28 protein-coding genes are annotated in these 24,528 nt (G+C 73.3%); 13 read left to right on the top strand and 15 right to left on the bottom strand.

The features are described 5' to 3' along the window. The first annotated feature begins 38 nt into the window (after positions 1-38). Positions 39-464 carry a preprotein translocase subunit TatB gene (locus ACIA5A_RS09730; protein ID WP_278107938.1) on the top strand — a complete coding sequence of 142 codons (426 nt, stop codon included), beginning with the start codon at positions 39-41 and terminating at the stop codon, positions 462-464. Positions 465-540: 76 nt separating this feature from the next. On the opposite strand, the gene ACIA5A_RS09725 is transcribed toward ACIA5A_RS09730, so the two are convergent. From ACIA5A_RS09725 to ACIA5A_RS09715, 3 genes are read right to left on the bottom strand one after another with little or no spacing between them, the layout of a single operon-like run. Then, positions 541-1,686, bottom strand: coding sequence for a P-loop NTPase (locus tag ACIA5A_RS09725; RefSeq protein WP_396758701.1), 1,146 nt, complete (start codon positions 1,684-1,686; stop codon positions 541-543). A gap of 10 nt (positions 1,687-1,696) precedes the next feature. Beyond that, entirely contained in the window at positions 1,697-2,308 is a 612-nt protein-coding gene (locus tag ACIA5A_RS09720) for a DUF1003 domain-containing protein (protein WP_396758698.1), read from the bottom strand. Continuing rightward, positions 2,301-3,581, bottom strand: coding sequence for a magnesium transporter MgtE N-terminal domain-containing protein (locus ACIA5A_RS09715; RefSeq protein WP_396758695.1), 1,281 nt, complete (start codon positions 3,579-3,581; stop codon positions 2,301-2,303). The genes ACIA5A_RS09720 and ACIA5A_RS09715 overlap by 8 nt, the downstream gene beginning before the upstream one ends. Before the next feature lie 33 nt (positions 3,582-3,614). On the opposite strand from ACIA5A_RS09715, the gene ACIA5A_RS09710 reads away from it, so the two are divergent. Both ACIA5A_RS09710 and ACIA5A_RS09705 read left to right on the top strand, forming a co-directional pair. Next, entirely contained in the window at positions 3,615-4,484 is an 870-nt protein-coding gene (locus tag ACIA5A_RS09710) for a PhzF family phenazine biosynthesis protein (RefSeq protein ID WP_396758692.1), read from the top strand. 366 nt (positions 4,485-4,850) lie between these two features. Next, complete coding sequence (locus tag ACIA5A_RS09705; RefSeq protein WP_396758689.1) at positions 4,851-5,384, top strand: hypothetical protein; 534 nt, start codon at positions 4,851-4,853, stop codon at positions 5,382-5,384. A 40-nt stretch (positions 5,385-5,424) separates the two neighbouring features. On the opposite strand, the gene ACIA5A_RS09700 is transcribed toward ACIA5A_RS09705, so the two are convergent. After that, complete coding sequence (locus tag ACIA5A_RS09700) at positions 5,425-6,381, bottom strand: DMT family transporter (protein ID WP_396758686.1); 957 nt, start codon at positions 6,379-6,381, stop codon at positions 5,425-5,427. Positions 6,382-6,485: 104 nt separating this feature from the next. Between ACIA5A_RS09700 and ACIA5A_RS09695 the strand changes: the two genes are divergently transcribed. After that, positions 6,486-7,181 carry an HAD family hydrolase gene (locus ACIA5A_RS09695; protein ID WP_396758683.1) on the top strand — a complete coding sequence of 232 codons (696 nt, stop codon included), beginning with the start codon at positions 6,486-6,488 and terminating at the stop codon, positions 7,179-7,181. A 67-nt stretch (positions 7,182-7,248) separates the two neighbouring features. Beyond that, positions 7,249-9,402 carry an APC family permease gene (locus ACIA5A_RS09690; protein WP_396758680.1) on the top strand — a complete coding sequence of 718 codons (2,154 nt, stop codon included), beginning with the start codon at positions 7,249-7,251 and terminating at the stop codon, positions 9,400-9,402. Positions 9,403-9,407: 5 nt separating this feature from the next. On the opposite strand, the gene ACIA5A_RS09685 is transcribed toward ACIA5A_RS09690, so the two are convergent. Both ACIA5A_RS09685 and ACIA5A_RS09680 read right to left on the bottom strand, forming a co-directional pair. Next, positions 9,408-9,695, bottom strand: coding sequence for a hypothetical protein (locus ACIA5A_RS09685; protein ID WP_396758677.1), 288 nt, complete (start codon positions 9,693-9,695; stop codon positions 9,408-9,410). Positions 9,696-9,736: 41 nt separating this feature from the next. Then, on the bottom strand, positions 9,737-10,561 hold the full coding sequence (locus ACIA5A_RS09680) for an SDR family NAD(P)-dependent oxidoreductase (protein WP_396758674.1): 825 nt from the start codon (positions 10,559-10,561) through the stop codon (positions 9,737-9,739). Positions 10,562-10,687: 126 nt separating this feature from the next. Here ACIA5A_RS09680 and ACIA5A_RS09675 point away from each other — a divergent pair, with 126 nt between their 5' ends. Further along, the gene (locus ACIA5A_RS09675; RefSeq protein WP_396758671.1) at positions 10,688-11,644 is read left to right on the top strand and encodes an HpcH/HpaI aldolase/citrate lyase family protein; all 957 of its coding nucleotides are present in this window, start codon (positions 10,688-10,690) and stop codon (positions 11,642-11,644) included. Positions 11,645-11,686: 42 nt separating this feature from the next. On the opposite strand, the gene ACIA5A_RS09670 is transcribed toward ACIA5A_RS09675, so the two are convergent. Next, complete coding sequence (locus tag ACIA5A_RS09670; RefSeq protein ID WP_396758668.1) at positions 11,687-12,163, bottom strand: DUF4190 domain-containing protein; 477 nt, start codon at positions 12,161-12,163, stop codon at positions 11,687-11,689. Between the two features lie 116 nt (positions 12,164-12,279). Here ACIA5A_RS09670 and ACIA5A_RS09665 point away from each other — a divergent pair, with 116 nt between their 5' ends. Next, a complete protein-coding gene (locus ACIA5A_RS09665) occupies positions 12,280-13,170 on the top strand; it encodes an SDR family NAD(P)-dependent oxidoreductase (protein WP_396758666.1) in 891 nt (296 codons plus the stop codon). A gap of 4 nt (positions 13,171-13,174) precedes the next feature. Here ACIA5A_RS09665 and ACIA5A_RS09660 read toward each other — a convergent pair whose 3' ends face one another. Beyond that, complete coding sequence (locus ACIA5A_RS09660) at positions 13,175-13,576, bottom strand: DUF4190 domain-containing protein (protein ID WP_396758663.1); 402 nt, start codon at positions 13,574-13,576, stop codon at positions 13,175-13,177. A 174-nt stretch (positions 13,577-13,750) separates the two neighbouring features. Between ACIA5A_RS09660 and ACIA5A_RS09655 the strand changes: the two genes are divergently transcribed. Continuing rightward, complete coding sequence (locus ACIA5A_RS09655; RefSeq protein ID WP_396758661.1) at positions 13,751-14,947, top strand: acyl-CoA dehydrogenase family protein; 1,197 nt, start codon at positions 13,751-13,753, stop codon at positions 14,945-14,947. Between the two features lie 45 nt (positions 14,948-14,992). Here the strand turns inward: ACIA5A_RS09655 and ACIA5A_RS09650 are convergent, their stop codons facing one another. After that, on the bottom strand, positions 14,993-15,631 hold the full coding sequence (locus ACIA5A_RS09650) for a hypothetical protein (RefSeq protein WP_396758658.1): 639 nt from the start codon (positions 15,629-15,631) through the stop codon (positions 14,993-14,995). Between the two features lie 89 nt (positions 15,632-15,720). Between ACIA5A_RS09650 and ACIA5A_RS09645 the strand changes: the two genes are divergently transcribed. Beyond that, a complete protein-coding gene (locus ACIA5A_RS09645) occupies positions 15,721-16,368 on the top strand; it encodes a TetR/AcrR family transcriptional regulator (protein ID WP_396758656.1) in 648 nt (215 codons plus the stop codon). Here ACIA5A_RS09645 and ACIA5A_RS09640 read toward each other — a convergent pair. The 3 genes from ACIA5A_RS09640 to ACIA5A_RS09630 all read right to left on the bottom strand — a co-directional run bounded on the left by ACIA5A_RS09640 (position 16,334) and on the right by ACIA5A_RS09630 (position 19,675). Beyond that, positions 16,334-17,077, bottom strand: a complete 744-nt coding sequence (locus tag ACIA5A_RS09640) for a hypothetical protein (protein ID WP_396758653.1) — start codon at positions 17,075-17,077, stop codon at positions 16,334-16,336. The two genes, ACIA5A_RS09645 and ACIA5A_RS09640, sit on opposite strands and share 35 nt — an antisense overlap. A 47-nt stretch (positions 17,078-17,124) precedes the next feature. Beyond that, on the bottom strand, positions 17,125-17,529 hold the full coding sequence (locus tag ACIA5A_RS09635; protein WP_396758651.1) for a CoA-binding protein: 405 nt from the start codon (positions 17,527-17,529) through the stop codon (positions 17,125-17,127). A 70-nt stretch (positions 17,530-17,599) separates the two neighbouring features. Next, positions 17,600-19,675, bottom strand: a complete 2,076-nt coding sequence (locus ACIA5A_RS09630; protein ID WP_396758648.1) for an intein-containing Rv2578c family radical SAM protein — start codon at positions 19,673-19,675, stop codon at positions 17,600-17,602. Positions 19,676-19,766: 91 nt separating this feature from the next. Between ACIA5A_RS09630 and ACIA5A_RS09625 the strand changes: the two genes are divergently transcribed. After that, the gene (locus ACIA5A_RS09625; RefSeq protein WP_396758645.1) at positions 19,767-20,186 is read left to right on the top strand and encodes a thiol-disulfide oxidoreductase DCC family protein; all 420 of its coding nucleotides are present in this window, start codon (positions 19,767-19,769) and stop codon (positions 20,184-20,186) included. 88 nt (positions 20,187-20,274) lie between these two features. Here ACIA5A_RS09625 and ACIA5A_RS09620 read toward each other — a convergent pair whose 3' ends face one another. The 3 genes from ACIA5A_RS09620 to trxA form a co-directional block, all read right to left on the bottom strand. Further along, on the bottom strand, positions 20,275-21,210 hold the full coding sequence (locus ACIA5A_RS09620) for an MFS transporter permease (protein WP_396758642.1): 936 nt from the start codon (positions 21,208-21,210) through the stop codon (positions 20,275-20,277). Beyond that, positions 21,207-21,647 (bottom strand): hypothetical protein, encoded by a 441-nt coding sequence (locus ACIA5A_RS09615; protein WP_396758640.1) that lies wholly within the window; start codon positions 21,645-21,647, stop codon positions 21,207-21,209. Before ACIA5A_RS09615 ends, ACIA5A_RS09620 begins: the two co-directional genes overlap by 4 nt. 141 nt (positions 21,648-21,788) lie before the next feature. After that, entirely contained in the window at positions 21,789-22,151 is a 363-nt protein-coding gene (trxA, locus tag ACIA5A_RS09610; RefSeq protein ID WP_396758637.1) for a thioredoxin, read from the bottom strand. A 545-nt stretch (positions 22,152-22,696) separates the two neighbouring features. On the opposite strand from trxA, the gene ACIA5A_RS09605 reads away from it, so the two are divergent. The 3 genes from ACIA5A_RS09605 (at position 22,697) to ACIA5A_RS09595 (ending at position 24,455) form a co-directional block, all read left to right on the top strand. Continuing rightward, on the top strand, positions 22,697-23,212 hold the full coding sequence (locus ACIA5A_RS09605) for a MaoC family dehydratase (RefSeq protein ID WP_396758635.1): 516 nt from the start codon (positions 22,697-22,699) through the stop codon (positions 23,210-23,212). A gap of 92 nt (positions 23,213-23,304) precedes the next feature. Beyond that, a complete protein-coding gene (locus ACIA5A_RS09600) occupies positions 23,305-23,796 on the top strand; it encodes a hypothetical protein (RefSeq protein ID WP_396758632.1) in 492 nt (163 codons plus the stop codon). Between the two features lie 35 nt (positions 23,797-23,831). Then, on the top strand, positions 23,832-24,455 hold the full coding sequence (locus ACIA5A_RS09595; RefSeq protein ID WP_396758630.1) for a TrmH family RNA methyltransferase: 624 nt from the start codon (positions 23,832-23,834) through the stop codon (positions 24,453-24,455). Positions 24,456-24,528 lie beyond the last annotated feature (73 nt).

Here is a 24,528-nt window from a genome sequence, read left to right as displayed (position 1 = left end):
GTGCGTAGGCTTGCCCTGACACGGACGAGGAGGCCGGAGTGTTCGAGAACCTGAACTGGTGGGAGATCGGCGTCCTGCTGCTCCTGGCGCTGTTGATCTTCGGGGACCGGCTGCCCAACGTGATCAACGACGGCCTCCGGATGGTCCGCAACCTGCGGAACATGGCGCGGAACGCCACCGGCGACCTGAGCCGCGAGCTGGGCACCGACATCCAGCTGGAGGATCTGCACCCCAAGGCGTTCATCCGCAAGCACCTGCTCAGCGAGGACGACGAGCAGGCGATCCGGAAGCCGCTGCAGAGCATGTACGACAACCTGCGCTCGGACGTCACCGGCGTGCACGACGAGCTGAAGGACGTGGCCAAGGCGGCCGACCTGCGCAACGGCTCCCCGCGCCCGGCGGTGGCGACGCCCGCCGCGCCCACCCCGCCGGCGCCCCGCCCCTCCTACGACGACGCCACCTGACCCACCGGGCCCACGACGTGGACCGCCCCTCCCCGGTCGGACCGGGAAGGGGCGGCGGGGGAGCGGTGGATCGCGTCTAGCGGCCGGCGGGCTTGAGGCCGAGCGGCTTGCCGAGCAGGGACTCGCGACGCACCGCGAGCCGGTCGGCGACCTCGAACATGGCCTTGGCGGCCGGCGCGTCCGGCTCGGACAGCACGATCGGCCGGCCCGCGTCGCCGCCCTCGCGGACCCGGGTGTCCATCGGGATCTGCCCCAGCACCGGCACCTGCGCGCCAATGGTACGGGTCAGCGACTCGGCCACCGCCGCGCCGCCGCCGGCCCCGAAGACCTCCATCCGGGTGCCGTCCGGCAGCTCCAGCCACGACATGTTCTCGATCACACCGACCACCCGCTGGTGGGTCTGCAGCGCGATGGCGCCGGCCCGCTCGGCCACCTCGGCGGCGGCCGCCTGCGGGGTGGTGACGACCAGGATCTCCGCGTTCGGCAGGAGCTGGGCCACCGAGATCGCGATGTCGCCGGTGCCCGGCGGCAGGTCGAGCAGGAGGACGTCCAGGTCGCCCCAGTAGACGTCGGCGAGGAACTGCTGCAGCGCGCGGTGCAGCATCGGGCCGCGCCAGACGACCGCCGCGTTGCCGGGGGTGAACATGCCGATCGAGATGACCTTCACGCCGTGCGACTGCGGCGGCATGATCATGTCTTCGACCCGGGTCGGCGCGCCGTCGGCGCCGAGCATCCGGGGCACCGAGTGGCCGTAGATGTCGGCGTCCACCACGCCCACCGACAACCCTCGGGCGGCCAGCGCGGCGGCCAGGTTGACCGTCACGCTGGACTTGCCGACGCCACCCTTGCCGCTGGCGACCGCGTAGACGCGGGTCCGGGAGCCGGGCTGGGCGAACGGGATCACCGGCTCGGCGGTGCCGCCGCCGCGCAGTTTCGACTGCAGCTCCTGGCGCTGCTCCGGGCTCATCACGCCGAAGATGATCTCGACGCCGCTCACCCCGGGCACCGCGCCGACGGCGGCGGTGATGTCGGTCCGCAGCTTGTCCTTCAGCGGGCAGCCGGCCACGGTGAGCAGCAGCTCCACCCGGACCACGCCGTCGTCGTCCCGCTCGGCCGAGCGGACCATGCCGAGTTCGGTGATCGGCCGGCGGATCTCCGGGTCGTTGACGGTGGCCAACGCGGCCTGGATCGCGTCGGAGACGGTGCTGACGGGTGCTGACATGCCCGCAATGTTACGTCGGGCTCTCCTGCCGGCCGTCGTGGGCGTAGTCACCGTCGAACTCGTCACGGGGCTCGTCCAGCGGCTCCCCGGCGGGTCGCCGGGGCACCCGTTCCTGCTGCCGCCGCTCCAGCTTGCGCCGCCGCTCGGCCGCCTCGTCCAACTCCTCGGCCAGCCGGGTCAACTCGGAGCGGAGGAAGTCGCGGGTCGCCACGTCCCCCATCGCGATCCGCAGCGCCGCGATCTCCCGGGCCAGGTACTCCGTGTCGGCCTTCTGCATGGTGGCCCGCCGCCGGTCCTCGTCCAGCGAGACCCGGTCCCGGTCCGCCTGGCGGTTCTGCGCGAGCAGGATCAGCGGGGCCGCGTACGACGCCTGCAGGGAGAGCACAAGCGTCAGGAACGTGAACGTGTACGGGTCGAAGCGCAGGTGCGCCGGCGCGAGCGTGTTCCAGAGGAACCAGGCGGCGAGGATCAGCGTCATGTAGACGAGGAAGTTCGCCGTGCCCATGCCCCGGGCGATGCCCTCGGCCCAGCGGCCGAACGAGTCCGCGTCGATCCGGGGCAGGTGCAGGCCCCGGGGCGCGCGCGGCTGGTCCAGCCGTTCGCCGCGTCGCTGCTCAGTCATCGTCCCCGGTCCCGTCGTCGGTGGCGGACGGGGTCGGCGCCGCGTCCCGGTCCCGCCAGTCACGCGGCAGGGAGTGGTCCAGCACGTCGTCCACGGTCACCGCGCCGACCAGCCGGTTGCTCCGGTCCACCACCGGCATGCCCACCATGTCGTAGGTGGCCATCCGGCGGGTGATCTCGGTCAGCGGGGTCGAGGTGCGGAGCGGGTCGATGTCGTTGACCACGATCCCGCCGAGCAGGTCGGCCGGGGGTTCGCGGAGCAACCGCTGGAAGTGCACCATACCCAGGTAGCGCCCGGTCGGCGTGGTCAACGGCGCGCGGGCCACGAAGACCTGCGCGGCCACGGCGGGGGAGAGCTGCACCTCGCGGATCCGGGCCAGCGCCTCGGCGACGGTGGCGTCCGGCGGCAGGATCACCGGCTCCGAGGTCATCACGCTGCCGGCGGTGCCGGAGGCGTACCGCAGCAGTTGGCGCACCGGGTCGGCCTCGTCCGGCTCCATCAGGTCGAGCAGCACGTCCTGCTCCGGCGGGGGCAGCTCGTTGAGCAGGTCGGCGGCGTCGTCCGGGTCCATCTCCTCCAGCACGTCGGCGGCGCGTTCCCGGTCCAGCGCGGCCAGGATCTCCACCTGGTCGTGCTCGGGCAGCTCGCTCAGCACGTCGGCCAGGCGCTCGTCGTCGAGCGCGGCGGCCACCTCGTTGCGCCGGGCGTCCGGCAGGTCCTGGAGCGCGTTGGCCAGGTCGGCGGGGCGCATGTCCTCCAGCACGGCGAGCAGGTTCGCCGTACCCCGGTTGTCGCCGACGACGCCGAGGCCGCGGACCCGGTCCCACTCGACCTGGTGCAGGTGGCCGCGGCGGGTGAGCCGGCTGGTCTGCTCGCGCACGGCGACCCGGGTCAGGGCCCACTCGCCGCCCCGGCTGCGCTCCATCGCCACGTCCACCACCGAGCCGGCCTGCCCGCTGTCGAGCTGGACCCGCCGGTCGAGCAGTTCCTGCAGGACCAGCAGCTCGTTCGGGCGCTTCTCGAAGCGGCGCAGGTTGAGGGTGCCGCTGCCGAGCACCACGGCGTCCGGGTCGATCGAGGTGATCCGGTTGATGGAGAGGAAAATGCGTCGCCGCATCGGCATCTCGGCGACCAGCCCCACGATCTCCGGCGGGCGCTGGGTCGCGCGCATCCGGGCGACCGCGTCCCGGACGCGGCCCACCTGGTCGCCGTTCGGGTCGAAGACGGCGACTCCGGCGAGTCGAGCGATGTAGACCCGGTTCGGCGTGCTCACGGGCACCAGCCTAAGGGCCTACTCTCTAACAGCATGTCGACCTTGGCCTACGAGATCGTGGACGTCTTCACCGACCGCCCGTTCGCCGGTAACCCGCTGGCCGTGGTGTTCGGCGCGGAAGGTCTGGCCACCGAGCAGATGCAGGCGCTCGCGCTGGAGTTCAACCTGTCCGAGACGGTCTTCGTGCTGGCGCCCACGCAGGCCGGCGCGACCTACCGGGCCCGGATCTTCACCCCGACCGACGAGTTGCCGTTCGCCGGGCACCCGAGCGTGGGCGCGGCGGTGACCGCCGGTCGGCGCGGTGTCTTCGGTGTGGGCAGGGTCACCCAGGAGTGCGGCGCCGGCGTGCTGCCGATCGAGGTGACCGGCACCGGGGCGACGCTTACCGGTGGCACGCCGACGCTCGGCCCGGAACTCGACCCGGAGCCGCTGTTGGAGATCGCCGGCCTCACCGCCGCCGACCACGCCGGCCCGCCGCCGCGGGTCGCCGGGTGCGGGCTGGAGTTTCCCTACCTTCCGGTACGCCCCGACGCCGTGGCCCGGGCACGGTTGAACACGGCGGCGGCGGAGCGGTACGGCGTCGAGCACGTCAGCCTCTTCTCCTGGGACCCCGAGTCGCAAACCGCGCACGCCCGCGTCTTCGTGCCCGGCATCGGCGTCCCGGAGGACCCGGCCACCGGTTCGGCGGCCCTGGGCCTGGGCGTCTGGCTGGTCGCCAGCGGCCTGCTGCCGGGTGAGGGCCGCACGTCGTACTCGGTGCGCCAGGGCATCGAGATCAACCGCCCGTCGTCGCTGGCCTGCACCGTGACCGCCGCCGGCGGGACGGCGGTCGGCGCGACCGTGTCCGGCCAGGTGATGCCGGTGGCGCGTGGTGAGATCACCGTCCCGCCCTTCATCGGCTGAGCCGTTCCCGCTCCAGGCGCCGGCTTGTTCCCACTCGGGTTCAGCGCTGGTTCTCGTACCCGGGCGCTGGGCGAGGTCACTCGGTTCCAGCGCCTTTAGAGCTGAGTCGTTGGTGATATCAAGCTGTTCGGGCCGGGCCCGGGGCGCAGGCGCATGCGCCTCCGGCTGAGTCGTTTCTGCTATCAGCTCCAAAGGGACTGAGTAGCGGCGCTCCGCGCATGACCGATCCGCTGTGTCCACTCGGCGACCGGCGGTCCGAGCAGGGCTTTGGTGGCCAGACGCGAGGACCGCTAGGACCGGGGCGCCGACCCGCTCCGGCGAGGCCGGGCCGGGGGCGGTCCGGTCGTCGGCCCGGACGGGCGCGGGATGCGGGAGGATGGTCGGGTGAGCGACGAGGTGGACGAGCGGGTGACGCCACCGCTGGTGGACGAGGCGGTGAAGAAGGCCGCGGTGTGCTGGGTCGGCCTCGGCGGTGGCCCGGCGTCCGCGTTGTGGTGCCTGCCGCTGGACGGCGCGCTGCTGGTGGTGACCGGTCCCGGTGAGCAGGCCGCGCCCGGGCTGGCCGACGCCGAGGCGGCCGAGGTGACGTTGCGTGGCGACCACGGTGGCCGCATCGTCACCTGGACGGCGCGGGTGACCCGGCTGCGGCCCGGCACCGAGGAGTGGGACACCGCCGCGCCGCTGGTGGCCGCGAAGCGGCTCAACGCCTCCGGGTCGGCCGCCGAGCTGGTGGCGCGGTGGGCCGCCGAGGGTTGCGCGGTCAACCGGCTCACCCCGGCGGGCACGGCGCTGACCGGCGGCGACCTGCCGGCCGGGTCGCTGGCCGAGGAGCCCCGTCCGGCGTCGGCGGTCCGGGCCGCCCGCAAGCCGTTCCGGATGCACCGGGTCCGCCGCCGCTGACGCTCGGACCGGCCACCCGGCCACCCGGCCACCCGGCCGGTCAGCCGGGCGGCGGGGCGGCGTCGGCGGGTACGGCGGCGGGTGCGGCGCGCCGTCCGGCCCGGGCGCCGCCGAGCACGACCACGGCGACGCCGGCCAGCAGCAGCGCCAGCCCCGGCAGGGCCAGCGGCCGGGGCAACTGGCCCAGCCAGGCCCAGCCGATCAGGGCCGCGCCGGGCGCCTCCAGCAGGATCAGCACGCTGACCGTGGTCGCGGAGACCCGGTGCAGGGCGTAGTTGAACATCGAGTGGCCGAGCAGTTGGGCGCCGGCCACCAGGCCGACGATGGCCAGCCACGTCCCGCCGTCCCAGCCGTGCAGGCGCACGCCGCCGAGCAGGCAGACGACGAGCAGGATCGCCGCGCAGACGCCGTAGCAGACGGTGGTGTAGGTGGTGGTGCTGATGCTCGCCCGGGCGCGCTCGCCGAAGGCGGTGTAGACGGCCGCGAACATGCCACCGGCCACGGCCAGCAGGTCACCGGCGAACGCGCGGCCGGAGACGGCGACGTCGGCGCCGGTGGCGAGCGCCGCGCCGAGCACCGCCACCGCGATGCCGGCCCAGGTCACCGCCGGTAGCCGGCGCCCCTGCCAGCGGGCGATCAGTCCCTGCCACACCGGCTGCGTCGCTCCCAGCGCCGTCGCTGCCGCGACGGAGGTGAGCTTCGCGCTCGGCATCCAGGTGGCGAAGTGGGCGGCCAGCGCCACCCCGGAGAGTACGCAGAACAGCCCCTCCCGACGGCCCGGCCCGACGGTGAGCGCGCGGAGTTCGGCCCGCCGACGGGTGACCGCGACCGGGCCGAGCACCGCCGCCGACAGCAGGTTGCGCCAGAACGCGACGGCCAGCGCCGGCGCGGCGGCGAACGCGATGAGCGGGGCGGAGGACGAGACGGCGGCGACGGCCAGCGCGAGCGCGCCGAGGGTCGGCGCGTCGAGCGGCGGGCGGTGTGGAGCGGTGGACACGGGGAGCAATCCTCACACGGCGACCGGCGACACGGAACGTCAGCACTCCGTTACGATCATGCGCGACCCGGCGACCCTCCCCTCGACGTCCGGAGCATCTCCCCATGCCCAGGTTCCACGCGGTGCTGTTCGACTTCTTCGGCACGCTGACCCAGAGCGTCCGGCGCGGAGCCGCCCACGACGTCATCGCCGAGCAGCTCGGCTGTTCCACCGAGGCCCTGGTCGACGTGCTCGACGGCAGCTACTACGCGCGCGCCAGCGGGTTCTTCGGCGACGCCGAGTCGACCATGCGGTGGGTCTGCGCCCAGGTCGGCGTGCGCCCCTCCGACGCGGCGGTCCGCGCCGCCGTCGCCTCCCGGCACCGGGCGGTCCGCGCCGACACCCGGCTGCGCCCGGAGGCGGTGCCGGTGCTCGCCGCGCTGCGCCGCCGGGGCGTACGCACCGGGCTGGTCAGCGACTGCACGCACGAGCTGCCGGCGTTCCTGCCCCAGCTCGCGGTCGCCCCGCTGCTCGACACCCGGGTCTTCTCGGTACGCCTCGGCCGGTGCAAGCCGGACCCGGCGCTCTACCTGGCCGCCTGCCACCGGCTCGGCCACGCCCCGGCCGACTGCCTCTACGTCGGCGACGGCGGCAGCCAGGAGCTGACCGGAGCGGAGCGGGTGGGCCTGCGCGCCGTCCGGCTGGCCGCGCCCGACCTCGCCGGCCACATGGTGTTCAACGCCGACCGCGAGTGGCACGGGCCGGTGCTGACCTCCCTCACCGGCGTGCTCGACCTGCTCGACCCGGTCGCCGTCGGTTAGGTGCCGGTCGGCCGAACTGTGGCCGAACCGGTCACCGGCCGCGCCGGCGTGCGCGACAGTGCGGGGGATGGAGCCAGACCGGGACGACGCGGCGGAGCAGGGCACCGTCGTCACGCCCTCGGCCGAGTTCCCGCCGCTCGGCGCCGAGGAGCGGGCCGCGCTCGGCCGCCTCGGCGCGCGCTGGCACGGTCCACGCCGCGCCGACGACCTGCCGGTCGACCCGACGCTGGGCCGGCGCGACCACCGCCCGCAGCCGACCCGGTTCGGCCGGCTCACGCCGATCGACCTGTTCACCGTCGCGGAGCCGGACGAGTTGATCGCCGCCGGTCCCGCGCACCTGCCCGACGACCGGCGCGGACGCGCGCTGAGCCGGCTGCGCCGCACCCTGGTCGGCCCGCCGCTGGCCAGCAGCTCCGTGCTCTACGAGCGGATGCGCAAGCTGGTCGCGCTGCCGGTGCTCTCGTCGGACCTGCTCAGCTCCGTGGCGTACGGGCCGGAGGCGATGCTCGCCGTCCTGGTGCTGGCCGGGGGCGCCGCGCTCGGGCTGGCCCTGCCGCTGGCCGCGCTGCTGGTGGTGCTGATGGTCGCGGTGGGTCTCTCCTACCGGCAGACCATCCCGGCCTACCCGCACGGCGCCGGCTCGTACATCGTCGCCGGGGACAACCTGGGGCGGACGCCGGGACTGGCCGCCGCGGCGGGGCTGATGCTCGACTACGTGCTGACCGTGTCGGTGTCGGTGGCCGCCGGCGTGCACGCGGTCACCTCGGCGCTGCCCGGCCTCACCCGGTGGACCGTACCGCTGGGGGTGCTGGTGATCGCCGTGCTGCTCGCCGGCAACCTGCGCGGCGTACGCACCGCCGGCAACATCTTCGTGCTGCCCACGTACGCCTTCGTGGTGGTGGTCCTGGCGGTGCTGGCGGTCGGGTACGCGAAGGCCGCGGGGCGGGGTTTCGCGCCGGTGCCGCCGCCCGCGGTGCCGGCCGCGGAGGGCCTGGGCCTGCTGCTGGTGCTGCGCGCGTTCTCCTCCGGCGCGGTGTCGATGACCGGCATCGAGGCGGTGTCGAACGCGGTGCCGGCGTTCCGGCCGACGGAGTGGCGCAACGCCCGCACCACGCTCGGCTGGATGGTCGCCATGCTTGTCACCCTCTTCGCCGGCCTGGTCGGGCTGATCCACCTCGACGGCCTGGTGCCCCGGGCGGACGAGACAGTGCTGTCCCAGCTCGGCCGGGTCACCTTCCCGACCGGCCCGTGGTACGCGATCCTCCAGGCCACCACCGCGCTGATCCTGCTGCTGGCGGCGAACACCGCGTTCAACGACTTCCCCCGGCTGCTCTTCTTCATGGCCCGGGACGGCTACGCGCCGCGCCGCTTCCTGCACATGGGTGACCGGCTGGCGTTCAGCAACGGCCTGATCGCGCTGGCGCTCGCCGCCGTGGTGGTCTTCGTCGCCTTCGGCGGGCGCACCGAGCGGCTGATCCCGCTCTACGCGGTAGGCGTCTTCTTCGCCTTCACGCTGTCGCAGGCCGGGATGGTGGTGCACTGGCGGCGTCGCCGGGGGCGGGGGTGGCGTCGCCGACTCGCGGTCAACGCGGTCGGCGCGACGCTGTCCGGGCTGGTGCTGCTGACCGCCGCGGTGGCCAAGTTCACCGAGGGCGCCTGGGTGGTGGTGGTCGCGGTGCCGCTGCTGGTGCTGCTCTTCCGGCGGATCCACAGGCACTACGCCACGGTGCACCGCGCGCTCGCGCTGCACCCGCCGCCCCCGCACGCGCCGCCCGGCCCGGCCGGGTCCGCCGAGGGCGAGGAGCTGCCCCAGCAGGTACGGCACCTGGTGGTCGTGCCGGTGGCCCGGCTGAACCGGGCGTCGCTGCGGGCCATGGCGTACGCGGCGTCGCTGGGCCGGCCGACGCTCGCGGTGCACATCGCGCCGGAGGAGGCGGAGGCGGACCGGTTCCGGGAACAGTGGCGGGCCTGGGGCGACCACCTGCGGCTGGAGACGATCGTGTCGCCCTATCGGGCGGTGATCGGGCCGCTGGCGCACTATCTGGAGGCGCTGCACACCGCCCGCCCGGAGTTGACGCTCACCGTGATCGTGCCGGAGGTGGTGCTGCGGCGGCGCCGGCACCGGTTGCTGCACAGCCGGGCCGAGCAGCGGCTGCGGGCGGCGTTGCGGCCGCTGCCCGGCGTGGTGGTCACCAGCGTCCCGGTGCACGTGTCGCACTGACCGCCTCAGACGTCGTGGACCTCCAGCACCCGGGTGGTCGGGGCGGCGTCGCCCAGCTCGGCGCGGAGCGCGGCGCGGTCGGGGTCGGCCAGGAACGCCTCGAGGCCGGTGCGGGCGGCGAACCGGATCACGTGCACCTCGGTCTGCCCGTCGCCGGTGCGCAGCCGCCGTTCCAGCGCCCCGTGGTGTCGGTCGAGCAGTGCCAGCACGGCGTCCTCGTAGCGCCGGCCGGCCGCCGCGTCGGCGCTCAGGTCGACAAGCGCGACGAGCAGCACCTCGTTCCCCGTCGTCATGGCGTCGAGTGTGGCAGCGCGGCGGCGGTCGCGGTGACCCGTCAGGCGTCCAGACCGACCGCCTTGGCACTGGTCGCCCAGAGCCGGGCGGCCAGCGTCGGGTCGGCCGCCCTGGGGCGCGGCCGGTGCGGCTTGCGGTCGGCGTAGTAGCCGCCGTGGGTCAACCGGGACGGGTCCTGGCGGGCGAGCCAGACAAGCGTCTCGGCGCCCTTCTCCGGGCTGCGGAACGGCAGCAGCCGCATGCCGAGCGCCACGATCCGGCTCTCGTTGCCGAACCGGGTGCGCACCACACCGGGGTGGAACACGTACGCCGGCAGCTCCGGCCAGCGTCGCGCCGCCTCGGCGGTGAACAGGATGTTCGCCTGCTTGCTGGTGCCGTACGCGCGGAACGGCCGGTAGTGGCGCAGCGAGGCGTTGAGGTCGTCCGGGTCGAGCACGCCGCTGCGGTGCGCGTCGGAGCCGGTCACCACCATCCGCCGGACCCGGTCACGTAGCAGGTTGCTGAGCAGGAACGGGGCGAGGTGGTTGGCCTGCATGCTCAGCTCGAAGCCGTCGACCGTGGTGATCGGTTCGAGCACGATCGCGCCGGCGTTGTTGGCCAGCACGTCGATCCGGTCGTAGCTGGCGCGCAGCCGCTCGGCGAGCCCGCGTACGTCGTCGAGTACGGCGAAGTCGGCGCGGAACAGCTCCGGCTGCTCGCCGCAGGACTCGCGCACCCGTTCCCCGGCGGCGCGCAGCCGGGCCGGGTCCCGGCCGACCAGCACCACCTGGTCGCCGCGCCGGGCCAGCTCCACGGCGGCGGCCAGCCCGATGCCCGAGCTGGCCCCGGTCAGCACCACGATCCGACGCTCAGTGAGATCTTCCACAGGTCCATTCACCCCGGTCACGGCACGAGGTTACCGTGGCGTAGCCCCGTCCTTTGGGATCGTTAAGTTCTCGACATCCACCGCCGCGTCGGCGCGCTGCCGCCGGACGCGGGAAGGAGCGCATCCATGACCGCTGTCGGTCGCCCCCGCCGGTCCTGCCTCGCGGTACCCGGCTCCAGCGTCAAGATGCTCGGCAAGGCCCAGGGCCTCCCCGCCGACCAGGTCTTCCTGGACCTGGAGGACGCGGTCGCGCCGCTGGCCAAGCCGGACGCGCGCAAGAACATCGTGGCCGCGCTGAACGAGGGCGACTGGGCCGGCAAGACCCGGGTGGTCCGGGTGAACGACCTGACCACGCCGTGGACCTACCGGGACGTCATCGAGGTGGTCGAGGGCGCCGGGGCGAACCTGGACTGCATCATGCTGCCGAAGGCGCAGAACGCCGAGCAGGTGCACTGGCTGGACCTGCTGCTCACCCAGATCGAGAGGACGCTGGGGCTGGAGGTCGGCCGGATCGGCATCGAGGCGCAGATCGAGAACGCGGCCGGGCTGGTCAACGTGGACGCCATCGCGGCGGCGTCGCCCCGGGTGGAGACGATCATCTTCGGCCCGGCCGACTTCATGGCCTCGATCAACATGAGGTCGCTTGTGGTCGGCGCGCTGATCCCGGACTACCCGGGCGATCCCTACCACTACATCCTGATGCGGATCCTGATGGCCGCCCGGATGCACGACAAGCAGGCCATCGACGGCCCGTTCCTGCAGATCCGGGACACCGACGCGTTCCGCGAGGTGGCCAAGCGGTCGGCGGCGCTGGGCTTCGACGGCAAGTGGGTGCTGCACCCCGGCCAGATCGACGCGGCGAACGAGGTCTACTCGCCGGCGCAGGCCGACTACGACCACGCCGAGCTGATCCTGGACGCCTACGACTACTACACCTCGGAGGCGGGCGGGAAGCTCGGCGCGGTGATGCTCGGCGACGAGATGATCGACGAGGCGTCCCGCAAGATGGCGCTGGTGATCGCGGCCAAGGGCCGGGCCGCCGGGCTGGCGCGTACCTCCTCGTTCACCCCGCCGTCGGAGTGACCGCGCGCCGGGCCGCCCCTCGCCGGGGGCGGCCCGTTCGCGTCAGTAGCTGCTGGACGAGCTGTCCGAGTTGATCGCGATCACGATCATCACGATGTAGAAGATGATCGCGGCGACGAGCAGCGCGGTCAGGATCCAGCCCACGATGATCGCGGCCTTCGCCATGCCCTCGCCCTGCTCACCGGTCTCCCGGATCTGCTTGCGGGCCACGTGTCCCATGATCGCGCCGATCGGCGCGGTGATGCAGGAGGTGAAGCCGACGAGCGAGAGCACCAGCGCCACGATGGCGAGCGTGTTCGTCCGGCTGGCCGGCGCGTAACCCGGGTACGGGGGCGGGTAGGCGCCCGGCTGCGGGTACATGGCCGGGGCCGGGTAGGCGGCCGGCACCGCGTACGGGTCGCCGGCGGGCTGGGGGTACGGCGACTTCGCGCCCGCGTACGGGTCGACCGGCGCGTAGGGGTCGACCGGCGGGCCGGACTGCGGGTCCGGCCAACCACCGGGGGGTGGGGGATAGCTCATCTGATCATCTCCAGGTACGTGGTCCGGGTCAGGGTAGCCACCCGGGAACAACCCGGAGGACCCCCTTTCCGGGTGCCGCATTGCCCGGAAGGTCCACAGCGGGCAGGATCCTCGGCATGGCACTTGACGCGCGTGGTGGTCGGTCGCGACGGGACATGAGCCGCCCGGGGTCGGTGCGCCGCCCGCGTGGCGGCGAACCAATGGGCGGCGCCGACGAGGACCGGGCCGAGCCGCTCCCGGAGACCGCCTCCATGCGGCTGGACGGCCGGGTCGCGCTGGTCACCGGCGCGGGCAGCGCGGACGGCATCGGCTACGCGACCGCGCGCCGGCTGGCCGACCTGGGCGCCCGGGTGGCGATCGTGTCGACCACCCGGCGGATCCACGAGCGCGCCGGCGAGCTGGGCGTCACCGGCTTCGTCGCCGACCTCACCGACGAGTCGGAGGTGGGCGCGCTCGCCGACGCGGTGGCCGAGCAGCTCGGCGACGTCGAGGTGCTGGTCAACAACGCGGGCCTGGCGAGCCGGGCCAGCCCGGAGGTGCTGCGCCCGGTGGCCCAGTTGACCTACGACGAGTGGCGCGGCGAGATCGACCGCAACCTGACCACCGCGTTCCTGTGCAGCCGCGCGTTCATCAACGGCATGGCGGAGCACGGTTGGGGGCGGATCGTCAACCTGGCGGCCACCGCCGGCCCGGTCAACGCGTTGCCCACCGAGGCCGCCTACGCGGCGGCCAAGGCCGGCGTGGTCGGGCTGACCCGGGCGCTGGCGATGGAGATGATCGCCGACGGGGTCACCGTGAACGCGGTCGCGCCGGGCATCATCCACACCGCGGCGTCCACCCTGGCCGAGATCAAGCAGGGGCACGGCACCCCGGTGGGGCGGCCCGGCACGCCGGACGAGGTGGCCGCGGCGATCACGTTCCTCTGCTCGCCGGCCGCGTCGTACATCACCGGGCAGATGCTCGTGGTCGACGGCGGCAACAGCGTGCGGGAGGCGCAGTTCCGCTGAGGCGTCAGTATCCGTTGTTGTCCGCGTTGGCCCAGATGGCCAGGCCGATCCAGCCGCAGCAGGCGACCAGGCCGAGCGCGGTGAACACGTAGCTGAGGATGAGACCCCAGGTGGCGAGCTGGTCGCCCTCCTCGCCGGTCTGCCGGATCTGCCGCTTGGCCAGGTGACCGCAGACGATGCCGGCGGGGGCGAAGACGAACGCGAGCACCAGCGACAGGACGGCGAGCACGTTGGTGCCGCGTGGTCGGGGTGGTTCGCCGGGTGGGCCGTACTGCCCGTAGGGCGGCTGCGGGGTGTACGGCGGTTGGTGGCCCCACTGCGGCTGGTGTTGGCCGTACTGCGGCTGCCCGTACGGCTGGCCGTGCGACGGCGGCTCGTACGGCGACGGTGGCTGCTCGTCGGTCACGTTCGCCCCCTCTGCCGCAGGTCAACCGCCCTCTCTCTTGCGGACGCTACCCGCAGCGGTGAACCTTTTCACAGCGGTTGTGTGGACTGGTCACCTTGGCGCGGCCGGTCCCGGGGCCGATACTGACCGAGCGTTCAGTTACCCATGAGTAATGCGCCGACCCCGGAGGCTGAGATGGCCCGACTCGCCCAGACGCCCGGCCTGACCGACGTGCAGCGGTCGATCCTGGAAACCGTCCGGGAGTTCGCCGACAAGGAGATCATCCCGCACGCCCAGCGGCTGGAGCACGCCGACGAGTACCCCACCGACATCCTCGACGGGATGCGCGAGATGGGGCTGTTCGGCCTCACCATCGACGAGGAGTTCGGCGGTCTCGGCGAGTCGCTGCTGACCTACGCGCTGGTGGTCGAGGAGCTGTCCCGCGGCTGGATGTCGATCTCCGGCATCGTCAACACCCACTTCATCGTGGCGTACCTGATCTCCCAGCACGGCTCGGCGGAGCAGAAGGCCCGGCTGCTGCCGAGGATGGCCACCGGCGAGGTGCGCGGCGCGTTCTCCATGTCGGAGCCGGAGTGCGGCTCCGACGTCTCGGCGATCAAGTCGAAGGCGGTCCGCGACGGCGACACCTACGTGCTCAACGGGCAGAAGATGTGGCTGACCAACGGCGCGTACTCGTCGGTGGTGGCCACCCTGGTCAAGACCGACACCGGGGCCGACTCGGTCTACGGCAACATGAGCACGTTCCTGCTGGAGAAGGAGCCCGGCTTCGGCGAGACCGCGCCCGGACTGACCATCCCCGGCAAGATCGACAAGATGGGCTACAAGGGCGTCGAGACCACCGAGATGGTGCTCGACGGCGTCACCGTCCCCGCCTCCGCCGTGCTCGGCGGCGAGGAGAAGGTGGGCCGCGGCTTCTACCAGATGATGGACGGCATCGAGGTGGGCCGGGTCAACGTGGCCGCCCGCGCCTGCGGCATCTCGATCCGCGCGTTCGAGCTGGCCGTCGCGTACGCCCAGCAGCGCAAGACGTTCGGCCAGCCGCTCGCCCGACACCAGGCGATCGCGTTCAAGCTCGCCGAGATGGGCACGAAGATCGAGGCCGCGCACTCGTTGATGGTCAACGCGGCCCGGCTCAAGGACGCCGGCCAGCGCAACGACGTCGAGGCCGGCATGGCCAAGCTGCTCGCCTCGGAATACTGCGCCGAGGTGGTCCAGGAGGCGTTCCGCATCCACGGCGGCTACGGCTACTCCAAGGAGTACGAGATCGAGCGCCTGATGCGCGAGGCGCCGTTCCTGCTGATCGGCGAGGGCACCTCGGAGATCCAGAAGACGATCATCTCCCGCGGCCTCCTCAAGGAGTACAAGCTGTAAGGCGGGGCCCCTTCTTAACGTTTCCGGTAGAGAAGGGGCCCCCTCTCACCGCTTCGGCTGAGTGGTGGGCAGGTGCCGGCGGGCGCGGTCGACGAGCGCGGCCGGGTCGTCCGCGTACATCCGGATCTCCCGCACCTCGGTGCTCGGCCCGCTCGGCAGCGGCACCGACAGCGGCTCCCGCAGCGTCACGTCGATCGCGGTCTGGCTGCCGACGCCGAGGTTCAGCACCTCCGGGTCGTCCTCGTCGTAGCGCGCCGCGCGGCTGGACGGCAGCGACCGGCGGCGGACCGCCACGTCGGCCACGGCGGCCCACGGGACGGTGATGTCGATCGAGACGCCGTTGCGCACCCGCAGGCCGGCGTCGTCGACGACGTGCGGGTGGATCCGGAGGCTGGCCAGCAGCCCGACCATCCACAGCACGCCCCAGACGCCGATCCCGATCGCCGCGTGCCGGATCGTCGGCGAGTCGACGGTGTGCCGGAGGATCACGTCCAGGATCGGGATCTCGATCGTGGACAGGGCGATGAAGGCCAGCAGGATCGGTTGCACGCCGCCGACATAGGCGAACGTGGCCGCGTCCGGCGCCACCGGGTAGGGGCGGCGCAGCGTCCACCGGGTGAGGCTGCGCCACATGCCCCACTCGTACGCCACGACTCGTCTGGCCAGCCGGATCGCTCGTCCCACCGTCGCACCCCCTCTTTTGCAATACAGTCGCAATGTAAAGGCCGAATGGCGCTCGTGTCAATGCAGTCGCATTGTGAAACCATGGAGGCATGCCGAAGCGGGTCGACCACCGGGAACGCCGGGCGCTCATCGCGGACGCGCTGATGCGGGTCGCGGCCGAGCAGGGGCTGGAAGCGGTCAGCCTGCGGCATGTCGCCGCCGCCGCCGACGTCAGCGCCGGGATGGTGCAGCACTACTTTCGTACCCGGGACGAGATGATGACGTTCGCGCTGGCCGTGGTGAGCGAACGCAACGAGGCCCGGGTCGGCCGGGCGGTCGGGGCGCTCGGCGCGACACCGGCACCCCGCGCGCTGCTCCGCGCCATGCTGGCCGCGCTGCTGCCGCTGGACGAGGAGCGGCGGGCGGACGGGCGGGTGGCGCTCGCCTTCCTCGCGTACACCGCGGTCCGGCCCGCCGTCGCCGCCGCGCTGCACGACGGAACGGCCGCGCTGCTCGCGTTCGTCGCCGGCCAGATCGCCGCCGGGTCACCGCTCGTCGCGGACGGCCGGGTGGACCCGGAACGCGCGGCGGTCGGCCTGCTCGCCGTGATGGAAGGACTCGGGGTCTACGTGCTCGGCGGCCACTACCCGCCGGAGACCGCGCTGGCCGCGCTCGACGCCCAGCTCGACCTGCTCTTCGGCCCCGAGCCGGTGGCCGGCGCGGTCAGCCGCCCCGAGCGCCCGGCTCCGGCGCGGTGACCGGCAGCCCCACCGCCAAGGTCTCCGGCGCGACCCGGAACTGTTCGATCGCGGTCAGTAGCCGCTCGTCCGACACCGTCACGTCGCGTCCACCGACAACCGGCCTGGGGAACTCCGCGGGGTCCACACGCAGCATCACGCCGCCGTCCCTGTCGTCCGTGTTCGGCCCGGCCGCCCGCACCCTCGACCACGGGTAGCACGTCCCTCCGTCCCGGATGCCGCTCGCGGTCAGCGCCAGCCGGCCGGTGAACCGGACCTCCCGGTAGACGGCCCAGCCCGGCCCGAGGGACACGGCCGCCAGCAGCAGCGGTTGCCAGGCGGCCACCGGACGCCAGTGGTCGGCCAGGAACGAGACCGCAGCGACCGCCAGGACCGTCCCCAGCGCCACGGTGGTGGCCAGCCCGAGCCAACCCGCCGGGGACCGGCGGGCCAGCAGCCCGGCCTCCGTCGCGTGCCGTCCGACGATCCGGGGACGCCAGACCAGCCGGCCGGTCCGCCGGGGACGCCAGTAGTGCTGCGCCAGGTGCGCCCCGGTCACCACCCACGCCAGGTCGCCGAACCGGTGGAGGACGGCGGGTTGCAGCGCGAGCAGACCAGGGCCGGTCGTCACTGTCACCGCCACGCCCGCCAGGAGCGCGATCAGCCGGCGGGACCGGAGCCCGTCGCGGCCGGGCGCCGCCGACCCCTGGGCTGGACCGCAGAGAGACACGCCCGGAGGGTACGCGGCGAGCGCCAGCGACCGTCGTACCGGAATTCTCAGCGGCGGGAGAGGCCGGCGGCGGCCCGCTCGACGATGAGGCACCGGTCCTCGACGTAGTCGACGCCGGCCTCCTCGGCGATCCGGCGCGCCTCGGCGGAGGCGATCCCGAGCTGCAACCAGACCGCCGGCGCGCCGATCGCCACCGCCTGCCGGACCACCTCGACCGCGTCCCGGGCCGGGCGGAACACGTCGACCAGGTCGACCGGATGCGGGATGTCGGCGAGCGTGGGATACGCCTTCTCGCCGAACAACTCGTCCACTGTCGGGTTCACCGGAATGATCCGCCAACCGTGTCGCTGCATCTCCAGCGGTACGCGGTGCGCGGCCTTGCCCGGGTCGCGGGAGGCCCCGACCACGGCGATGACGGCGGAGTCGGCGAGGAGTTGCTGGGCGGAACGCATCACCCGAGCCTAACGCCCGTCGCTCCACCACTCGGCGGTCAGCTCGTCCCGCAGCCGGGTCCGCTCCCTACTACAGAAGGGAGAGTTGCTCGGCCGCCGGGGTGTCCGGCGGGGTCTCGGGCAGCCGGCGGTTGTCGCCGACCTCGCCCCGGTGCAGACCGTGCCGGCGCGCCGCCATCCGCACCCGTGCGGTGACCTCCCGCTGGTAGGCCTGCGGCGCGTACGCGCCGGCCTGGTAGAGCTGCCGGTAGCGGGGCACCAGGTGGGGAAACTCGCGGGCCAGCCAGCGCGCGTACCACTCCCGGGCGCCGGGTCGCAGGTGCAGCGCCAGTGGGGTGACGTCGGTGGCGCCGGAGGCGGCGATCGCGGCCACCGTGGCGTCGATCGACTCCTCGTCGTCGCTGAGACCGGGCAGGATCGGCGCCATCAACACCCCGACCGGGAAGCCGGCGTCGGTCAGCCGGCGGACCGCGTCCAGCCGGCGGCGTGGGCTCGGCGTGCCCGGCTCGGCCAGCCGCCAGAGCGTCTCGTCCACGAAACCCACCGAATAGGACAGGCCGACCCGGGTGACCTCGGCGGCCTGGCGGAGCAGGGGCAGGTCGCGCAGCAGCAGGGTGCCCTTGGTCAGGATCGAGAACGGGTTGGCGAAGTCGCGCAGCGCTTCGAGGATCGGCGGCATCAGCCGGTAGCGCCCCTCGGCCCGCTGGTAGCAGTCCACGTTGGTGCCCATGGCGACGTGCGCGCCACGCCAGCGCGGCGCGGCCAGCTCGCGTCGGACCAGCTCACCCGCGTTGACCTTGACGATCACCCGGCGGTCGAAGTCCGCACCGGCGTCGAGGTCGAGGTAGGTGTGCGTGTTGCGGGCGAAGCAGTTGTGGCTGACCACCCCGTTGGCGATGAAGTCGCCGGTGCCTGTGGTGATGTCCCACAGCGGCAGCTCCAGACCCAGGTCCTCAACGGCGGTCACCTGGAGCCGCGCCGCGCCCTTGAGCGCCGCGCCCTCGATCGAGCGTTTCCGGGTGACGGCCGGGTCGGTCAGGTGGAAGAAGCGCAGCCGCTCCGGGAGGCCGCCGGTCAGCCGGAGCTGGCGGGTCGTGTCGCGGTGGCCCGGACCGTCGAGCACCCACCGGAAGTCGAACCTGTCGAGCGCGTCCGCCGCCCGCCGCCGGCTCCCGTCGTCGGCGACGCCGACGCGGAACACGCCCCGGCTGCAACTGCCGCCGGCGTCGAACGCGCCGGCCAGGAAGCCGAGCCGCCAGTCGTCGATCGGCTCGTCGGGAGGTCGGACCAGCTCGGCGAGGGTGTCGGCGTCAGCGGGCCGCGCCACCCGCAGGACGGTGGACCGGCGGGCCGGCCGGCCGGCGACCCGCTCGATCGCGACGCCGGCCTCGGCGAGGAACCGCTCGGCGCGCTCCAGCGCCTCCGCCTCCGTGGTGAGCAGCCGGAAGCCTCGGCGTCCACCGGCCGCCTCGCCGTCGCCGAGCCGGCGCCCCTGGCGGCCCGGGTGCGCCGGCCGGCGGACCAGGGCGTGCAGGTAGCCCCGGTGGTAGTCGGTGGAGCGCTTGGGCGCGACGGCGAACCGGCCGGTGCCGAGCAGCCGGTTGCGGGTGGTCAGGTAGGGGCGGCGGGCGGCGCCCCGCATGCTGCCGGTGACGTGTTTCCAGCCGCGTTCGGTCAGGAAGCGGTGGTCGCCGCTGGCCACCAGCGTGGTGCCGTCGGCCAGGGTGACCCGGTGGGCCGGCTTCACCGTCGACCACACGTCGAGCACCGTGGTGACGACGTAGTGGCGGTAGGCGCCGCGCCGCTCGGTGCCGTAGATCCGGTCGCCGGGCGCCAACTCGCTGATCGGTCGGGTGCGCCCGTCCGCCATCAGGACCGGCGTGTCGCCGGCCAGGCAGTAGGTGCATGCGTGGGAGCAGCCGCGGTAGGGGTTGACGGTCCACTCGAACGGCACGCGGGACTGCCCCGGCACCCGGTTGATGATCGACTTGGCGTGCACCTCGTAGAAGGTCATGCCGGCGAAGTCGGGGGTGTCGAACGTGCGGGCGATCGCGCCGGGCAGCGCCAGCGGCAGGGGTGGAGCCGCCGGCGCCGCCCGATCGGGAGTCCCCTCGTCCGGGGGAGCGGAGAGGTTGTCCCAGCGCATGGACCTCATTCGAACACGTGTACGAACGAAGCGCAAGTGACGCGCCGGACACCGCGCGCCGTCGCGCCGGGCGCGGGTGCAGGATGGACGCATGGAGACGTCGACCTTCGTCTACGACGGCGACTGCGCCTTCTGCACCCGCTGCGCGCAGTTCGTCGAACGTCGTATCCCCACCGGCGCCCGGGTGGTCCCGTGGCAGTTCGCCGACCTGGCGGCACTGGGCCTGACCGAGGCCGAGTGCGAGGAGGCGGTCCAGTGGGTGGGCGCCGACGGCTCCCGTGCCGCCGGGCCGGACGCGATCGCCCGGCTGCTCGGCGACAGCGGGCCGCTCTGGCGCGTCGCCGGGGGCGGCCTGCGTCTCCCGCCGGTCCGCGCCGCGGCCTGGCCCGCGTACCGCTGGGTGGCCCGCAACCGGCACCGGCTGCCGGGCGGCACCGCCGCGTGCGCGCTGCCGCAGGAGGCCCGGGAACGCCTGTACGGTCCGACGGGCCGCCCCGGCCCGACGCCCTGACGGCTGTTCCACCGTCGGCGGACGGAGCCGGAGGATCTGGCCGTGGGGACGGCCACGACCCCGGAGGCCGCTCGCCGGGCGGCCCGCGTCACCTCCCGGGAGCGGAGCCGGCACTCGGTTCGGGGCCGGCGACCATGGTCGCGCCGGCCGACGGTGCCGACACGTCGGTCGCGGGCGTTCCGGTGGCGGACGGGCCGGTCCGGCGGGTGAGCAGGCGTCTGGCCACCAGCACCGGGCGGACCTTCTCCAGCGGCAGGAAGGCGGTCATCGCCACCAGGTGCGGCGCGAACGAGATGGTGATGGTCGCGACGGTCGCCAGGTGGAACGCGTAGAAGAAGCCGATCACGGCCGTGCGCCAGCGGGCCGGCACCACGAACACCAGCGGGCTGAGCAGTTCGAACGCCAGGATGCCGAACTGGGCCACGATCAGCAGGTGCGGCACCTGGGCGATCAGGTCGGCCAGGTCGGTGCCGCGCCTGATGATCGCCCGGGCCAGCACGGAGCCGGTCGCCCAGTCGAGGCCGCCGAAGCGGAACTTGGCCCAGGCGGCGAGGAAGTAGGTGCAGATCACCGCGATCTGGGTGACCCGCAGCGCCCAGCCGCCGGCCTCGGTGCGGGTCGGGTCGCCGTGCCGGGCCCGGCCGGCGGTCGGCAGCGCGGCCAGCGCCACCAGCAGCCCGAACCGGTCGTGGTCGACCTTGCCGTAACTCATCGCCACGATCATCCACTCGAGGTAGAGCGCGAAGACCGTCCAACCGAGCAGCCGGGGCGCCCGCCCGGTGGCGGCGAGCAGCGCGGCCACCAGCAGCACCCAGAAGACCACGCCGACAAGCGTCGGGTCCGGTGTGGGCAGCGGGAGCAGCCGGCCGATCAGCAGCGGCCGGTAGAGGTCGCCGGGCACGTCGACGCGGGTGCGTACCCACGGGGTGAAGACCACCAGATCGGCGGCGACGAAGAGGTAGACGAGGGTGCGGAAGGCGGCCACCCGGCCGCGCGGCACCGCCTCGGTGAGCCAGCCGGTCATCCGGCGGTCTCCCAGCGGACGGCGGTGCGGTCGGTCCACTCGCCGGTCGGGCGGCCGCCCTGGATGTCGTACCAGCGGACCACGATGCGCACCTCGACAAGCGCCGGGGCGGCGGGGTGGCGTTCGGCGTACGCCTCGGCGACGGTGCGCAGCAGGCTCGGGTCCGCGGCGTACCGGTCCTGCTGGCCCTCGATCTCGGCGCGGCGGATGCCTGTGGCGTCCTGGCCGAGGGAGACCACCGCGCCGGTCCGGTCGACGCCCTCGACCCGGGTGTCGGGTGCGGGCGCGTCCGGTGGGTCGGAGGTGGAGTACATCCGGAACGGCCCGAACGGGAAGTCGTCGTCGGTGCCGTGCACGGTGCCGAGGAGGATCAGTGCCAGCCCGAGCAGGGTGGCGGCCAGCCGGACGGCGCGCCCGCGCGGGGTCAAGGTCTCCATCAGGCCGTGACGATACGCCGAGTGAAGCGTCCGGAACCGTCCCTCAATCGGCCATTTCCCACTGTCCGTCCCGTCGGTCACCAGGCGCGCAGACGCCGCCGGCCGGACCCGTGGCGGGTCCGGCCGGCGGTGGGAAGGTGCTCAGTGCTTGTGCTCGGCCAGCTTGTTGCGGACGTCCTCCATGTCGAGCTGCTGGACCTGCTCGATCAGGTTCTCCAAGGCCGACTCGGGCAGCGCGCCCGGCTGGGCGTACACGATGACGCCGTCGCGGATCGCCATCACGGTCGGGATGGAGCTGATGTTGAACTTGGCCGCCAGCTCCTGCTGCGCCTCGGTGTCGACCTTGCCGAAGGCGATCTCCGGGTGCTTCTCCGAGGAGCGCTCGTAGACGGGGGCGAAGCGCTTGCACGGACCGCACCAGTCCGCCCAGAAGTCCAGCAGGACGATGCCGTCGCGCCCGGTCACCTCGTCGAAGTTGGCCGTGGTCAGCTCAACCGTTGACATTGCTCTCTCCGATCACCGCGGATTGCCGTACGTCCGGTGGAACCAAGCTCGATCCAGGGGAATTCCCGTGACCTGCGCGGCGAAACACCGGGCCGGCCCGGGGTGATCCTCGGCACATCGAATCCTATCTGTCCCTCGGGCCATGCGGATCGCAAGTGCATGACGCATTTGCGTGACCGGACGTGATGGGAGCGTTTCCAAGGAGATCACGCTCCGTTCCCGCTACGAATCGGTAACTTGCGCTCTGACAAGCCGGTATCCAGCCTGCGGAGATCGCTTACCGGGGGGTGGCCAGTAACAGTGAGTAGTGTTACGAAAAGATAAATGTGACGTCTGTCTCTGTCGGCGGCGCGCCCCGTACGGCAGAATCTTCTGCATCAGAGCGTGGGCGGCGGGTGCCGGGGAGGGCCCCGCCGCTCATTGCGTCTCCCCCCGGATCGCGCCCGGTGTGACATTTCCACCCCCGCGAGCGCCCCGGCCCTCACCTTAACCAGCGGTAAGGCATGCTGTGCCGAACTCCATCGCCGCCCGTCGAAGGGACCAGGATGCAGTTCGGCCGCTACTACGAGGAGTTCGAGGTCGGCGCGGTCTACCGGCACTGGCCGGGCAAGACGGTCACCGAGTACGACGACCACCTCTTCTGCCTGCTCACCATGAACCACCACCCGCTGCACCTGGACGCCCACTACGCGGAGTCCGCTTCGCAGTTCAAGCGCAACGTGGTGGTCGGCAACTACGTCTACTCGCTGCTGCTGGGCATGTCGGTGCCCGACGTCAGCGGCAAGGCGATCGCCAACCTGGAGATCGAGTCGCTGCGGCACGTCGCGCCGACCTTCCACGGCGACACCATCTACGGCGAGACCACCGTGCTGGACAAGCGCGAGTCGGCCTCCAAGCCCGACCGCGGCGTGGTCGCGGTGGAGACCCGGGGCTACAACCAGGACGGCACGATGGTCTGCGTCTTCCGGCGCAAGGTCATGGTCCCCAAGAAGGAGTACGCGGCCGCGGCCCTGCCGGACGGCGTCGACCCGGAGCGGCCGAGCTTCCCCGAGCCGCGCTGACCCCGCACGCGCGACGCGCGGGTCCCGTCGCCGATCGGCGGGGACGGGGCCCGCGACTCCGCCCGGGGCATATGCTCTGGCTGGAGGTTCCCATGAGCCACTCCGTCGCCGGAGAGCCGTCCTCTGCCGGTCGCCGTGCCGCACCGCCCACCACCGCCGCGTACTCCGCGGCGGAGTGGGACCTGCTGACCGACCTGCCGGGTCGGGTCCTCGTCGCCGCCGCCTCGCCCGGCCCCGGGCGCCCGCACCGTGGCGTCACCGCCGGACTCGCCGGGCTGGACGCGGTGGCCGCCGGCCGGGCCTTCGACAGCGACCTGATCCGCGCGGTGGTCACCGCGATCTACGCGCGCCACGACGGCGCGACCGAGCGCGGCGAGCGCCTGACCGACCTGGTGGACCTGCTCGCCGCCGCCCGCGCGACGGTACGGGTGCTGCGCCGCCGGGCCGACCCGGCCGACTCGGCCGCGTACCGGCAGTGGGTGGAGTCGGTGGCCGCCCGGGTGTGTCACGCCGGCCAGACCTCGCCCAGCCCGGCCGACCGGCGCTTCCTGGAACGGCTCGGCGGCGCGCTCGACCTGCGCTGACCGTGCGCCCGACCGGCCCGTACCCTCTGCAGACCGTGACCGACGACCAGTTCGACGTGGGAGTGGGGCCGTGGCCCGGCGCCCCGCCGGACGACCCGCGCCTCGATCCGGAGCTGCTCGCCGCCGGGGACCGCCGCAACGTGGTGGACCGCTACCGCTACTGGCGGCGGGAGGCCGTGGTCGACGACCTGGACCGGCGCCGGCACGACTTCCACGTGGCGATCGAGAACTGGCAGCACGACTTCAACATCGGCACCGTGGTCCGCAACGCGAACGCCTTCCTCGCCGCCGAGGTGCACATCGTCGGTCGCCGGCGGTGGAACCGTCGGGGCGCCATGGTCACCGACCGCTACCAGCACGTCCGGCACCATCCGACGATCGAGGAGTTCGTCGCCTGGGCGGCCGGGGAGCGGCTGCCGGTGGTCGGGATCGACAACCTGCCCGGCTGCCGGCCGCTGGAGACGGGTGTCCTGCCCCGCCGCTGCGTCCTGCTCTTCGGGCAGGAGGGGCCGGGCCTCTCGCCGGTGGCCCGCGCCGCCTGCGACGCGCTCTTCTCGATCGCCCAGTACGGCTCGACCCGGTCGATCAACGCGGGCGTCGCCAGCGGCATCGCCATGCACGCCTGGATCCGGTCGTACGCCGGGCCGCCGCCGGACTGACGCCTGCGCCGGATGGAAATCCCATCTTCGTCGGCCCGGCCCGCTTGACGCCCCGCCGGTACGGGGTGACCGT

It is taken from the genome of Micromonospora sp. NPDC051300, assembly GCF_044455315.1.
Lineage (GTDB): Bacteria > Actinomycetota > Actinomycetes > Mycobacteriales > Micromonosporaceae > Micromonospora > Micromonospora robiginosa.
The sequence above is the reverse complement of the archived record's forward strand: the minus strand, read 5'-3'. Positions and strand labels throughout refer to the sequence as shown.